Annotated in this window: 12 protein-coding genes; 7 read left to right on the top strand and 5 right to left on the bottom strand. The window is 68.9% G+C overall.

The genetic code is table 11. From position 1 onward, the window contains the following. Positions 1-11: 11 nt before the first annotated feature. The 5 genes from AZOLI_RS23790 (at position 12) to AZOLI_RS23770 (ending at position 5,735) form a co-directional block, all read left to right on the top strand. Positions 12-2,027 carry an acetyl-CoA carboxylase biotin carboxylase subunit gene (locus AZOLI_RS23790; protein WP_014249753.1) on the top strand — a complete coding sequence of 672 codons (2,016 nt, stop codon included), beginning with the start codon at positions 12-14 and terminating at the stop codon, positions 2,025-2,027. 148 nt (positions 2,028-2,175) lie between these two features. Continuing rightward, the gene (gene scpA / locus AZOLI_RS23785; protein ID WP_014249752.1) at positions 2,176-4,329 is read left to right on the top strand and encodes a methylmalonyl-CoA mutase; all 2,154 of its coding nucleotides are present in this window, start codon (positions 2,176-2,178) and stop codon (positions 4,327-4,329) included. An 80-nt stretch (positions 4,330-4,409) separates the two neighbouring features. Continuing rightward, a complete protein-coding gene (locus AZOLI_RS23780; RefSeq protein WP_044552888.1) occupies positions 4,410-4,664 on the top strand; it encodes a type II toxin-antitoxin system CcdA family antitoxin in 255 nt (84 codons plus the stop codon). A 15-nt stretch (positions 4,665-4,679) separates the two neighbouring features. Beyond that, a complete protein-coding gene (locus tag AZOLI_RS23775; RefSeq protein WP_014249750.1) occupies positions 4,680-4,976 on the top strand; it encodes a CcdB family protein in 297 nt (98 codons plus the stop codon). Between the two features lie 24 nt (positions 4,977-5,000). Next, positions 5,001-5,735, top strand: a complete 735-nt coding sequence (locus tag AZOLI_RS23770; RefSeq protein WP_014249749.1) for a DUF2161 domain-containing phosphodiesterase — start codon at positions 5,001-5,003, stop codon at positions 5,733-5,735. 9 nt (positions 5,736-5,744) lie between these two features. On the opposite strand, the gene AZOLI_RS23765 is transcribed toward AZOLI_RS23770, so the two are convergent. Further along, entirely contained in the window at positions 5,745-7,727 is a 1,983-nt protein-coding gene (locus AZOLI_RS23765; RefSeq protein WP_014249748.1) for a PP2C family protein-serine/threonine phosphatase, read from the bottom strand. A 296-nt stretch (positions 7,728-8,023) separates the two neighbouring features. Here AZOLI_RS23765 and AZOLI_RS23760 point away from each other — a divergent pair, with 296 nt between their 5' ends. Continuing rightward, entirely contained in the window at positions 8,024-8,398 is a 375-nt protein-coding gene (locus AZOLI_RS23760) for a hypothetical protein (RefSeq protein WP_014249747.1), read from the top strand. A gap of 29 nt (positions 8,399-8,427) precedes the next feature. On the opposite strand, the gene AZOLI_RS23755 is transcribed toward AZOLI_RS23760, so the two are convergent. Together AZOLI_RS23755 and wrbA are read right to left on the bottom strand one after the other, a co-directional pair. Continuing rightward, on the bottom strand, positions 8,428-9,387 hold the full coding sequence (locus AZOLI_RS23755) for a glutathione S-transferase family protein (RefSeq protein WP_014249746.1): 960 nt from the start codon (positions 9,385-9,387) through the stop codon (positions 8,428-8,430). A gap of 34 nt (positions 9,388-9,421) precedes the next feature. Next, positions 9,422-10,024: an NAD(P)H:quinone oxidoreductase gene (gene wrbA, locus AZOLI_RS23750; RefSeq protein ID WP_014249745.1), complete on the bottom strand. Its 603-nt coding sequence runs from the start codon at positions 10,022-10,024 to the stop codon at positions 9,422-9,424. 142 nt (positions 10,025-10,166) lie between these two features. On the opposite strand from wrbA, the gene AZOLI_RS23745 reads away from it, so the two are divergent. Beyond that, the gene (locus AZOLI_RS23745) at positions 10,167-11,117 is read left to right on the top strand and encodes a LysR family transcriptional regulator (protein ID WP_044553077.1); all 951 of its coding nucleotides are present in this window, start codon (positions 10,167-10,169) and stop codon (positions 11,115-11,117) included. 24 nt (positions 11,118-11,141) lie between these two features. Here the strand turns inward: AZOLI_RS23745 and AZOLI_RS23740 are convergent, their stop codons facing one another. After that, complete coding sequence (locus AZOLI_RS23740) at positions 11,142-11,534, bottom strand: hypothetical protein (protein ID WP_014249743.1); 393 nt, start codon at positions 11,532-11,534, stop codon at positions 11,142-11,144. Positions 11,535-11,835: 301 nt separating this feature from the next. After that, on the bottom strand, positions 11,836-13,482 hold the full coding sequence (locus tag AZOLI_RS23735; RefSeq protein ID WP_014249742.1) for an alpha/beta fold hydrolase: 1,647 nt from the start codon (positions 13,480-13,482) through the stop codon (positions 11,836-11,838). Positions 13,483-13,490: the final 8 nt, after the last annotated feature.

Below are 13,490 nucleotides of genomic sequence, written 5' to 3'. Positions count from 1 at the left end.
GGGCTGGCAGCATGTTCGAGAAGATCCTCATCGCCAACCGTGGCGAGATCGCCTGCCGCGTCATCCGCACGGCACGCCGCATGGGCATCAAGACCGTCGCGGTCTATTCCGACGCCGACAAGAACGCGCTCCATGTCGAGATGGCCGACGAGGCCGTCCACATCGGCGCCGCGCCGTCCGCCCAGAGCTATCTGCTGGTCGACCGCATCGTCGAGGCCTGCAAGAAGACCGGCGCCCAGGCCGTCCATCCCGGCTACGGCTTCCTGTCGGAAAAGCGCGAGTTCCAGGAGGCGCTGGCGGCCGCCGGCATCGCCTTCATCGGTCCGGACGCCCACGCCATCCAGGCGATGGGCGACAAGATCGAGTCCAAGAAGCTGGCCAAGGAAGCCGGCGTTTCCACCGTCCCCGGCTATCTCGGCGTCATCGCCGACGATGAAGAGGCGGTGACGATCGCCCGCGACATCGGTTATCCGGTGATGATCAAGGCCTCGGCCGGCGGCGGCGGCAAGGGCATGCGCGTTGCCTGGAACGACGAGGAGGCGCGCGAGGGCTTCCGCTCGGCCACCAACGAGGCGCGCTCCAGCTTCGCCGACGACCGCGTCTTCGTCGAGAAGTACATCCAGCAGCCGCGCCACATCGAAATCCAGCTGCTGGCCGACGGGCAGGGCACCTGCCTGTACCTGCACGAGCGCGAATGCTCGATCCAGCGCCGCCACCAGAAGGTCATCGAAGAGGCGCCGAGCCCGTTCCTCGACGCCGCCACCCGCAAGGCGATGGGCGAGCAGGCAGTGGCTCTGGCCAATGCGGTGCAGTACAAGTCGGCCGGCACGGTGGAATTCATCGTCGACGCCGAGCGCAACTTCTACTTCCTGGAGATGAACACCCGCCTCCAGGTCGAACACCCGGTCACCGAGCTGATCACCGGCCTGGACCTCGTCGAGCTGATGATCCGCGTCGCCTATGGCGAGAAGCTGACGATCCGCCAGGAAGACGTGCAGCTGAACGGCTGGGCCGTCGAGGCGCGCGTCTATGCGGAGGATCCCTTCCGCAACTTCCTGCCCTCCACCGGCCGCCTCACCCATTACCGGCCGCCGGCCGCCAACCCGCATGTCCGCGTCGACACCGGCGTGTTCGAGGGCGGCGAGATCTCGATGTACTACGATCCGATGATCGCCAAGCTCTGCACCTGGGGTTCGACGCGCGACGCGGCGATCGCCGGCATGCGCGAGGCGCTGGACCAGTATTACATCCGCGGCGTCAGCCACAACATCCCGTTCCTGGCCTCGCTGATGGCGAACCAGCGCTTCGTCGACGGGCGGCTGACCACCAACTTCATCGCCGAGGAATATCCGACCGGCTTCCACGCCTCGGACCTGCCGCCGGAAGACCCGGCGGTGCTGATCGCGGTGGCCGCGGTGATCCACCGCAGCCTGAACGACCGCGACATCCAGATCTCCGGCAAGATGGCCGGCAACAAGGCGAAGGTGCGCGACGACTGGGTGGTGGTGCTGGACGGCACGGCGCACCCGGTGCATCTGCAACCCGCCCCTTTGGAATCGACTGAAGGCAGCCCGCAGCGCATCGGCTATATGGTGGACATCGCCGGCAAGCACCATACGGTGTGGAGCGACTGGCAGATCGGCGAGCCGCTGTTCCGTGGCTCGGTGAACGGCACGCCTGTCTGCGTCCAGGTCGACCGCGTCGGCATCGGCTATCGCCTGCACCACAGCGGGTCGCAGGCCATCGTCAAGGTGCTGACCCCGAAGGCGGCAACGCTCGACGCGCTGATGCCGGTCAAGGCGCCGCCGGACATGTCGAAGTTCCTGCTGTCGCCGATGCCGGGCCTGCTGGTGTCGCTGGCGGTGACGGAAGGCCAGGAGGTCAAGGCCGGCGAGGTGCTGGCCGTGGTCGAGGCCATGAAGATGGAGAACATTCTGCGCGCCGCGCAGGACGGGACGGTCGCGAAAATCCACGCAGCCCCAGGCAGCAGCCTGGCGGTCGATCAGAAGATCGTGGAATTCGCGTAACCGTATAATAAGAAGAACAGTATCGAGAGGAAGCGTACCCCCCTTGCCCCCCTTCCTTCGGTCGGTTCGACCGGCGGAAGGGGGTGCATCGGGAGGAAACGCACTGCCAACATAACCTGCGCCCATAAGAAGCCCTCAGGAGGCGTCGATGACCGAGTTCCCGAAGAAGACCCTTGCCGATTGGGACAAGCTGGCCGCCAAGGACCTCGGCGCCGACGGTGACATTTCCAAGCTGGTCTGGAAGACCCCGGAAGGGCTGGACGTCAAGGCGCTCTACACCGCCGCCGACCTGGAAGGGCTGGAGCTGGACACGCTGCCCGGCTTCCCGCCCTTCACCCGCGGCCCGCGCGCCACGATGTACGCGGTGAAGCCCTGGACCATCCGGCAATATGCCGGCTTCTCCACCGCGGAAGAATCGAACGCCTTCTACAAGGCCAACCTCAAGGCCGGCCAGATGGGCCTGTCGGTGGCCTTCGACCTCGCCACCCACCGCGGCTATGACAGCGACCATCCCCGCGTCGTCGGCGATGTCGGCAAGGCCGGCGTGGCGATCGACAGCGTGGAGGACATGAAGGTCCTGTTCGCCGATATCCCGCTCGACAAGATGTCGGTGTCGATGACCATGAACGGCGCGGTGCTGCCGATCCTGGCCGGCTACATCGTCGCGGCGGAAGAACAGGGCGTTTCCCAGGACAAGCTGAGCGGGACCATCCAGAACGACATCCTCAAGGAGTTCATGGTCCGCAACACCTACATCTACCCGCCCGAACCCTCGATGCGGATCATCGCCGACATCATCGAGTACACCTCCCAGCACATGCCGAAGTTCAACTCGATCTCGATCTCCGGCTACCACATGCAGGAGGCGGGGGCGACGGCGGTGCAGGAGCTGGCCTTCACCATCGCCGACGGGCTGGAATATGTGCGGGCGGCGATGTCCAAGGGGCTGCCGGTCGACAAATTCGCGCCGCGCCTGTCCTTCTTCTTCTCCATCGGCATGAATTTCTTCATGGAGATCGCCAAGCTGCGCGCCGCGCGCCTGCTGTGGTCGACCCTGATGCAGGAGAAGTTCCAGCCGAAGGATGCCCGCTCGCTGGCTCTGCGCACCCATTGCCAGACCTCCGGCGTCTCGCTGACCGAGCAGGATCCCTACAACAACGTCATCCGCACCACCATCGAGGCGATGGCGGCGGTGCTGGGCGGCACCCAGTCGCTGCACACCAACGCCTTCGACGAGGCGCTGGGCCTGCCGACCAAATTCTCCGCCCGCATCGCCCGCAACACCCAGCTGATCGTTGCGGAGGAGACCGGGGTCACCAAGGTGGTCGATCCGCTCGGCGGTTCCTTCTACATCGAGCATCTGACCCACAGCCTCGCCAACGCCGCGCTGGAGCTGATCGGCCGGGTCGAGGAGATGGGCGGCATGACCAAGGCGGTCGAGAGCGGCATGCCCAAGCTGCTGATCGAGGAAGCCGCCGCCCGCCGCCAGGCCGCCATCGACCGCGGCGAGGAGGTGATCGTCGGCGTCAACAAGTACCGTCCGGAAAACCCCGAGGGGGTGGACGTGCTGGACATCGACAACACCGCCGTCCGCGAGGCGCAGATCGCCCGCCTGAAGCAGATCCGCGCCAGCCGCGACGAGGCCAAGTGCCAGGAGGCGCTGGCGGCGCTGACCAAGGCGGCCACCGAGAAGACCGGCAACCTGCTGGCCCTGGCGGTCGAGGCCACCCGCGCCCGCGCCACCGTCGGCGAGATCTCCGACGCGCTGGAAAAGGCCTTCACCCGCCATGTCGCCGTCATCCGCTCAGTGTCGGGCGTCTACGGCTCCGCCTATGAGGGCGACGAGGGCTTCAGGAAGATCCAGGAGGAGGTGGCGTCCTTCGCCGCCGAGGAAGGCCGCCGGCCGCGCATCCTGGTTGTGAAGATGGGCCAGGACGGCCACGACCGCGGCGCCAAGGTGATCGCCACCAGCTTCGCCGACATCGGCTTCGACGTCGACATCGGGCCGCTGTTCCAGACGCCGGACGAGGCGGCGCGGCAGGCGGTGGAGAACGACGTCCACGTCATCGGCGTGTCGTCCCAGGCCGCCGGCCACAAGACGCTGGTGCCGCAGCTGATCGAGGAGCTGCGCAAGCAGGGTGCCGGCGACATCCTGGTGGTGTGCGGCGGCGTGATCCCGCCGCAGGATTACGACTTCCTCTACAAGGCGGGCGCCGCGGCGATCTACGGGCCGGGCACCAACATCCCGAAGGCGGCGTCCGACATCCTGGGCATCCTGCGCAAGCAGAAGGCGGCGGCTTGACGCCCTATCGGGAAAAGGCGGCCTCTTGATCCTCTCCATGGCCATGCGCATAGTGACTGTGCATGGCCATGGAGAGACCGATGCCCGACACGCGCCTGCCTTTCGATGCATCCGCTCCGAAGCGGGCGACCAACGTCAGCCTCAACAGCGATCTGCTGGAGCAGGCAAAGGCGCTTGGCATCAACGTGTCGCGGGCGTGCGAGCGCGGTCTGGCCGACCAGATCGCCGAACTGCAGCGCAAGCGCTGGCTGGAGGAGAACCGGGAGGCACTGGCGTCGTCCAATGCCTATGTCGAGGCCCATGGACTTCCACTGGCCCGATACCGGCCCTATTGACGGGCACCGTCGCCGATGGCCCGCTTCGATGTCCACCGTCGTCTTGACGGTCCAGGCTACCTGATCGACCTGCAGGCCAACATCCTGCGCGATCTCAACACGCGCTTCGTCGCACCGCTGCTGCCGCCGGACGATGCGCCACTGCCGGCCGTCCGGCTCAATCCTGTCCTCACCGTCGAGGGGCGGCCACATGTCATGGTCAACCAGTTCGCCGGCGCTGTCCCGGTTGCCGATATGGGTCCGTGTGTCGGCAGCCTGATGGCTGAGGATACGGTCATTGTGGCCGCGCTCGACATGCTGATCGGTGCATAAGGCTTCGGCCGGGGAAACGCTGTTTTGACCGTCACCGCCGAAACCGACCTCTACGCGCCGGTCAAAGCCTTTCTGGAAGACCAGGGCTATGACGTGAAGGCGGAGATCCACGGCTGCGATCTCGTCGCCACGCGCGGCGCCGAGCCGCCGGTGATCGTCGAGCTGAAGAAGCGCTTCACCCTCGACCTCGTGCTGCAGGGGGTGGACCGGCTGGCGATCAGCGACAGCGTCTATCTCGCCGTGCCGCAGCCGGGGCGCAAGGCGACCGGGCCGTCACCGCTGGATAGCGATGTGAAGAAGCTCTGCCGCCGGCTGGGGCTTGGCCTGCTGATGGTCGACCTCGGGCTGGCGGAGGGGCAACGCGTCGCCGTTCTGCTCGATCCGGTTCCCTACAGCCCGCGCAAGGACAAGAAGCGTGCTCACCGGCTGCTGGGCGAGCATGCCCGCCGGATCGGCGATCCCAACCGCGGCGGGTCGACCCGCGTCGCCATCGTCACCGCCTATCGTCAGGACGCGCTGCGCATCGCCCGCATGCTGCGCGACGGGCCGCTGACCGTCGCGGCGTTGCGCAAGGCGGGGGCGCCGAAGGATGTCGGGCCGATGCTGCTGCGCAACGTCTATGGCTGGTTCGAGCGGGTCGGGCGAGGAACCTATGCGCTGACTCCGGCCGGCGTGCAGGGGGTGGAGGCGTTCGCCCATGCGCTGGCAGTCCCCTCTCCCCCGCCCAGCGGGGGAGGGTCAGGGAGGGGGCACGGATAGAGCACCCCCTCAAACCGCCTCCACCGCCTCCGTCACCGGCAGCAGCCGCCGCATCGCCAGGCACACCAGATCCCCGGCGACCGCACCCTCCGCGGCATGGGCCTGGACGCTGCGCAGGACCAGTTCGGCACGGTCGCGGGCCGACATGCCGCGGCCGTGGGCCAGGGCGGCGGCGAGGCGCTCCTCACCGAAGGGTTCGCGCTGACCGTCGACGGACTGCAGCACGCCGTCGGTGCACAGGAACAGCGTTTCGTCCTGATTCAGCACCGTGGTCGCCTCGCCATAGGGGGCGCCGCGGCGGATGCCCAGCGCCGGGCCGCCGGCGGCGGACAGGAACTCCACCCCGCCCTCGGCGGTGACGCGGCAGGCGCCGCGGTGCCCGGCGGCGGCATGGAGCAGAGTGCCGGCGGCACGGTCGTAGATGGCGACGAAGGCGGTGGCGAAGCCGTTGAAGGGGCTCTCGCCGCACAGCCGCTCGTTGGCGTGGGTCAGGATCGCCGCCGGACCGACACCCGGACGGGCGGCCTCGCGGATGGCGGCACGCACCATCAGCATCAGGAAGGCCGCCGGCACGCCGCCGCCCGACACCCCGGCGGTCACCAGCAGGCTGTGGCGCTCGTCCAGTTCGACCACGTCGTAGAAATCGCCGCTGACGGCATGACCGGGCACCAGCGTGCCGAAGAACTGGCTGTCGCGGCCGACCGGTAGCTGGCGCGGCAGCAGGTTGGCCTGCACGTCGCGGGCGGCGCGCTGCTCCTCCTCGATCAGCTGTTCGGCGGCGGCCAGCTTCTCGCTCTTGGTCTCCAGCTCCGCCCCGCGCATCACCAGCTGGGCGTCCAGGGTCTCCTCGCGCGCCGTCGCCTCCATCGCCATGCGGCGGAAGACGCGGGACAGCCGGCCGAACTCGTCGTCGCGGTCCGCCGCCTCGTTCAGGCTGAGGGGGTTGAAGCGCCCGGCCTCCACCGCCTTGACCGCCTCGCTCAGCCGTTCCACCGGCGCCATCTGGTCGCGGGCGAAGCGCAGGCAGAGATAGACGCCCAGCGCCAGCACGAAGACGCCAACCAGCCCGCCGATCTTCAGCTGCCGGCCCAGCATCGCCCCCGGCTCGCTGTAGGGAACGCGCACGGCCGCGACCGCCGGCAGGCCGGCCGCGGCGGCGTTGGCCGCGGCATAGCGGATGGGCGCCAGCGCCAGCAGCCCGTCGCCCGACACGCGGGTCGTCACGTCGCCGGTGGTCGCCGCCGCCTTGACCGCGGCGGTGTCGGCATCGGACAGCGGACCGCCCGACCCGTTGGCGAGCACGGCGCCGCGCGCCAGCACCCGGCCGTCACGGTCGAGCAGCCAGGCCGCCTCCACCGCACGGGTGGCGATCAGCCCGTCGATCACGCCCTCGGCCCCCGATTTGCGAAGGAGGTCTGCCAGGCGCCGCATGTCGGCACCGACCTGGACGATGCGCGGCCGGTCGACGCCGGTCACGCCGGCGAACTTCATCAGCCGGCCGCTCTCCATCGCCGGTTCCGACACCAGCGAGGCGGGCGACCGGTTCAGCAGGCCGCTGTAAGCGCCGTGGCGTGGCCCGCCCTTGGCATCCTGGCCGAAGACCGGATCGGGTCCGGGCAGATTGTGCAGATAGGCCCGGCCGCGGTTGTCGGTGATCCACATCTCGTCCGGACCACCCGACTCGGCGATCTGCTTCAACCGGTCGTTGATGGCCTTGGGCGGCAGCTTCGCCGTTTCCGCCAGCGCCACCAGATGGGCGGTCAGCGTTGCTTCCGACAGCAGCCGTTCGGACAGCAGGGCATCGACTTCCCGCGGGAGGTCGCCGGCCTGGGCGGCACCGCGGGCAAGCATGCCGGCGGTCAGCCGCGCTTCCGCCTCGATCCGCTCGGTCAGCACCGCGCGCGTGGTGAATGCCATCGTCGTGGTGACCGCCACCACCGCCAGCAGCACCAGACCGGTGACCAGCAGGATCAAACGCTGTTGGAACGTCATGGGATTGCGCCCGCCCCCTCTGGCTGAAGCAAATGACCGAAGCCTTGGCCGATGCAACCGCTTCTACCGGTCCGGGGCACGCAAGTCCAGTTGCCGGGCCGCCGCACCGGGCATGGTCACGACCTTCTGGGGCGGCACGAGGCGGCCACGCAAGATTCGACCGCAGGCGCGACATTATCTCTTTCGTAACCACATGGTCCGTAAGACGGAAGAACCGCGGACGGAGTCCCGCCGCGGTCCTGGGCTCTTTCGAACCCGCCACCACCCAACCGCCACCACTCGACCGGTGCACGCCCATGCCGCTCAACGTTCTGGAAGTCGCCGTCTATGCGATGGTCCTCACCGCCAGCCAGCCCAGCCCCTTCGAATGCGTGGCCGTGAAGCCGGAGGGCGTCAACTGCACCAACGGCCTGTCGGCGAAGCAGGACGGGCCGAACCTGCTGTTCAGCACCGGCATCCAGGTGATCAAGGACAACCAGGGCCGGGTGCGGCTCAGCAACGGGCTGCAGACGCGCTTCGACAGCTCCGCCTGGGTGGAATTCCAGGACACCGGCAAGAAACCGGTGGTCAGCGTCCGCAAGACCGGGCCGCTGCGCTTCAAATTCTCCAACGGCTTCCAGTGCGAGGCGATGGGCAACCCGGAAGACATGGCCCGCTGCCACAAGCCCTGACGCATGCCGGGGAGCCGATCCGTCCCGCCTCACACGGGGTCGGGACCCAGCTCCCCACGCCCATGCGGCGCGTCGAGATCCAGTTCCGGCCCCTTCGGCACGATGCCGGTGGGGTTGATGGTGGCGTGGCTGCCGTAATAATGCCGCTTGATGTGGTCGAAATTGACCGTCTCGGCCACGCCCGGCACCTGATAGAGGTCGCGCAGATAGCCCGACAGGTGCGGATAGTCGGCGATCCGCCGCTTGTTGCACTTGAAATGCCCGACATAGACCGCGTCGAAGCGGACCAGCGTGGTGAACAGGCGCCAATCGGCCTCGGTCAGCCGGTTGCCGACCAGCCAGCGCCGGGTCGCCAGCTTGGCGTCGAGACCGTCCAGCGCCGCGAACAGGGCGTCGAAAGCGGCCTCATACTTGTCCTGCGAGGTGGCGAAGCCGGCCTTGTAGACGCCGTTGTTGACGGCGTCATAGACGAAGGCGTTCTCGCGGTCGATCTCCTCCACCAGCTCCGGCGGGCAGAAGTCGGTGCGCATGTCGGTGAAGGCGTCGAACTCGCGGTTGAGCATGCGGATGATCTCCGCCGACTCGTTGTTGACGATGCTGCCGGTCTTCCTGTCCCACAGCACCGGGACGGTCACCCGGCCGCTGTAGCCGGGCCTGGCCTTCAGATAGACCTCGTAGAGGCGGCGGGCGCCGGTCACCGGTTCCGGCTCGGCGAAGGTCCAGCCTTCCGACAGCATCAGCGGATCGACCACGCTGACGCCGATCACCTCGTCCAGCCGCTTCAGCTTGCGGAAGATCAGCGTGCGGTGCGCCCAGGGGCAGGCCAGCGACACCATCAGGTGATAGCGCCCGGCCTCCGCCGCATAAGGGGTGGAGCCGTCGGCCGACACCCGGTCGCGAAACTGCGCCTCCGTCCGGACGAACGCGCCGCCGGATTTCTTGGTGTCGTACCACTGGTCTTGCCATTGTCCGTCGATCAGCAGGCCCACGGCTCACTCCCCTCTTTTCAGCGTCTACCTGTCATCAACCGTGCAGCTTCGCCGCGATCTCGGCGACATGGCGGCCCTGGAAGCGGGCGCCGTCCAGTTCGACCGCGCTCGGCCGGCGCGAGCCGTCGCCGCCGGCGATGGTGCTGGCGCCATAGGGCGAGTTGCCCATCACGTCCGAAACGCCCATCTGGCCCTGGAAGGAGTAAGGCAGCCCGACGATCACCATGCCCAGATGCAGAAGCACGGTGTGGGTGCTGAGGATGGTGCTCTCCTGCCCGCCATGCTGGGTGGCGGTGGAGGTGAAGGCCGCGCCGACTTTGCCGACCAGCGCGCCCTTGGCCCACAGGCCGCCGGTCTGGTCGAGGAAGTTCTTCATCTGCGAGGCCATGTTGCCGTAGCGGGTCGGCGTGCCGATGACGATGGCGTCATACTGGGCAAGCTCGTCCACGGTGGCGACGGGGATGTCGCTCTCGTCCTTGTAATGGGCGGACTGGCGAACCGCCTCCGGCACCAGTTCGGGCACGCGCTTCACCGCCACCTCGGTCCCGGCGACGGAGCGGGCGCCTTCGGCCACCGCCTGCGCCATCTCCGACACATGGCCCCAGCTGCTGTAATAGAGGACCAGAACCTTCGCCATCGTCGCCACTCCCTGTTCGGTTGGTGAATTGGCTCGCCGCGACCGGTGTCGGCCCGGCGGTGACACCAGAAATAGGGCGCGGCGGCCTTTCCGGTAATCCCGGATCTTGGCACCTCATTGTTCCCGGGTGTACAACAATGCCATGGATCGCCTCGACGACATGCTCGCCTTCATCAAGGTGGTGGACACCAAGAGCTTCACCGCCGCCGCCGACCGGCTCAATCTGTCGAAGTCGGTGGTCTCCCGCCGCATCGGCGAGCTGGAGAACAGGCTCGGCGCGCGGCTGCTGAACCGCACCACCCGCAAGCTCAGCCTGACCGAGGTGGGACAGGCCTATTACGAGCGCTGCACCCGCATCCTCGCCGATCTGGAGGAAGCGGAGCAGGCGGTCGCCGACCTGCACGCCGCCCCGCGCGGCCGGCTGCGGCTGAACGCGCCGGTCAGCTTCGGCATCATGCATCTGGCCCCGGCGGTGGCGGAATTCCTGGAACGCTATCCGGCCATCGAGATCGACATGGATCTGAACGACCGCACGGTCGATCTGGTCGACGAGGGCTATGATCTGGCGGTCCGCATCGGGCGGCTGCGCGACAGCTCGCTGATCGCCCGGCGGCTGGCCCCGGCCCGCATCGCGCTGTGCGCCAGCCCGGCCTATCTGCAGAAGCACGGGGTGCCGGAAACGCCGGACGATCTCGCCCGCCACAGCTGCCTGCTCTACACCAACGTGCCGACGCCCGACGTCTGGCAGTTCACGGTCGATGGCGAGACGCGGAACGTCCGGGTTTCAGGCCCGATCCGCAGCAACAACGGCGACCTTCTGCGCGAGGCGGCGATATCCGGCGTCGGCTTCATCATGTCGCCGACCTTCCTGTGCGGACAGGCGCTGACGCGCGGCGAGCTGGTCAGCGTGCTGCACCGGCACATCCCGTCGGAACAGTCGGTCAACGCGGTTTATCCGCAGAACCGCCACCTGTCGCCGAAGGTGCGGGTGTTCGTCGATTTCCTGGTCCAGCGTCTCGGCCCGCGCCCCTATTGGGACTGCGCGCTGCTCGACACGCTGCCGCAGGAGATGAGGCCGCAGGAGGCCGGCTGAACCAGCCCTCTTACGATCACGTCCTTACGACGGCGAGTTCGGCCGGCGGCGGGAGCGCAGGTTCAGCGCGGTGATGAAGTTCGGCTGCTGGCCGACCACCGGGCCCTGGGGAACCGGCTTCTTCGCGGCGGTCGACAGGAAGCCGCCGACCCGGCCGCGCAGCTCGACCGCATGGTGCGCCGCCTCGTCCGCGCTTTCCGCCACCTGACGGCGCACCGACGGGTCCAGCGTGTTGAAGGCGCGGGAGGCGAATTCGAAGGCCGGCTGCGACTTGGTGGCGATCACCTGACGCAGAGCCTTGGACACCAGCACCGTGTCGAGACCGCCCGGCCCCTCCACCCCGTCCAGCACGTCGGCGAGGATGCCGATGGCCTGGATCGTGCCGTTGTCGTCCAGGGAAAGGTCGTGAGCGTCCATACGGGTCTTCCGATCGTCTCAAGCGGTACGGGTCTCGCCCCTGCGGACACCGGGTTGCACCTGCGGAATCATAATGTTTGCGTCCGCATCTGGCAATGGACGCCCGCAGAGGCCGGCGGTGAAATCGTTAAGACCCTGCTTGTCCAGATGCCAACGACGCCGGGAAGGCAGCCCTGAGCGACGGCCACAGTGCCGCCCGGTCGCCGTCATGCTCCATCCCCGGCACCACCCGCACCGGCGCAGCCGGCCGGCAGCAGCAGCGTGGCGGCGAGAACGGCGCGCAACAGGGAGGCGGCCGGCTTCACCGCTCAGGCAGCCGGGTGGCGAAGGTCGGCGGCAGCAGCCGTTCGACGCAGGCCCCGGCATCGCCGACGGACAGCGTCTCGACGAAGCGGGCGGCGGCGTTTCGCCCGCAGGGGCTGACACCCAGCACGTCATGGCCTAGGCCGCGGAAGGACAACGACGTCGCCCGGTGCAGACTGCGCCTCATCGCCTCGGCCCGCGCCGGGACGGTGAAGGTGTCATAGGCGCCGGTCAGAATCAGCGCCGGCACATCGGATTCGACCGGCCGGTAGAAGGCCTCATCGACAGGCGGCAGCTTCAGCACCGAACAGGCGGCGTCGTAATCGGTCTCCACCGCGTCCGCCACCACATGCGGGCGCAGGTCCGCCGCGGCGCGCCGGGCGGCGGCGGCATCGATGCGCGGACGGTTCTCCCGGCACCCCACCGTCAGGTTCAGCCCATAGGCGAGCTTGTCCAGCACCCCCCAGATGCCCGGCGGCATCACCAGCGCCCGCGCCGCCGCATCCTCCAGCCGCCCTGTTCCGCCGGCCCGCAGGACGGCGCGGTCGAGACGGTCGAGCAGGGCCGGCATCACCACCATCCCGTCCGCGCTGCCCAGCCGCAGGGCCAGCACAGTCGCCAGCATCGGCCAGTTGAGTTGCAGGTCGCTCTCCCGCCCGGTGGCGGGATGGCGCAGGCGAAGCTCCAGCGGCCGCCGTTCCAGCGCCGCCGACAGCCGCTCCACCGCCTGCCCCAGCTGCGGGAAGGCGCGGGCGCAATCGGGCTGCGCGGCGCAATCCTCCACCATCCGCCGATGCGCCTGCCGGATGGCGGTCAAGCGGTCGAGGTCGAGCCACGTCGCATCCGGCGCCGCCGGGGAATTCAGCACGAGGCTGCGCACCGCCGCCCCGTCGGCACGCAGCAGCGCCTGCGCCAGCACCCCGCCATAGGAGGTCGCGACGACGTTCCAGCGCTCCACCCCCAGCGCGCCGCGCAGCGCCCGCAGGTCCGCCGCACTCTGCCCGCTGTCGAAATCCTCCAGCCGATAGCCGGCGCGGCGCAGCGGATCCAGGCAGGCGACGGCATCCTCCGCCGTCACGCCGCCGAACCATGTGCGCAGCGGGTCCAGCGCCGGGCAGCGCAAGGACGGCGCCGACCGGCCGGTGCCGCGCTGGTCCACCAGGACGATGTCGCGGCTGGCGCGCATCGGCGCCAGCATCGCCGCGGTGCCGCGCGGATCGTCGCTGCCGCCCTGCCCCGGCCCGCCGGCCAGCACCACCACCGGATCGGCGGCGGGCGCGCCGTTCAGCGCCGGCAGCACCATCACGAACAGGTCGAGCGGCAAGCTGTCCGGCCGCTGCCAGTCCGACGGCACCCGCAGGCTGTGGCAGCGCGGCGCCGGCCCGTCCGGCAGACCCGGCGGACATGGCGCTTCCATGAGCGCCGGTGGCGGGGCGGGCGCCGGGGTAGGCGCCGGGGTGGGGATTGCGGCCGGAACGGCGCCCGGCATGGCAACGGGCGGCGGCGATTCCCCGATCACGACCGGCGGTGGCCCCTTTGGCGCCCCGGCCAGCCAGTCGATCCCCACCCCGAGGAATCCGCCCGCCAGCGCACAGAGCGCCAGTGCACCGCCGATGACGGCGAGACGCCGACCGCCGCCGTCCATCGGCCGGG

This window comes from Azospirillum lipoferum 4B, from assembly GCF_000283655.1.
Lineage (GTDB): Bacteria > Pseudomonadota > Alphaproteobacteria > Azospirillales > Azospirillaceae > Azospirillum > Azospirillum lipoferum_C.
Note: the sequence above shows the minus strand (reverse complement) of the source record. Positions and strands in the feature narration are given on the sequence as shown.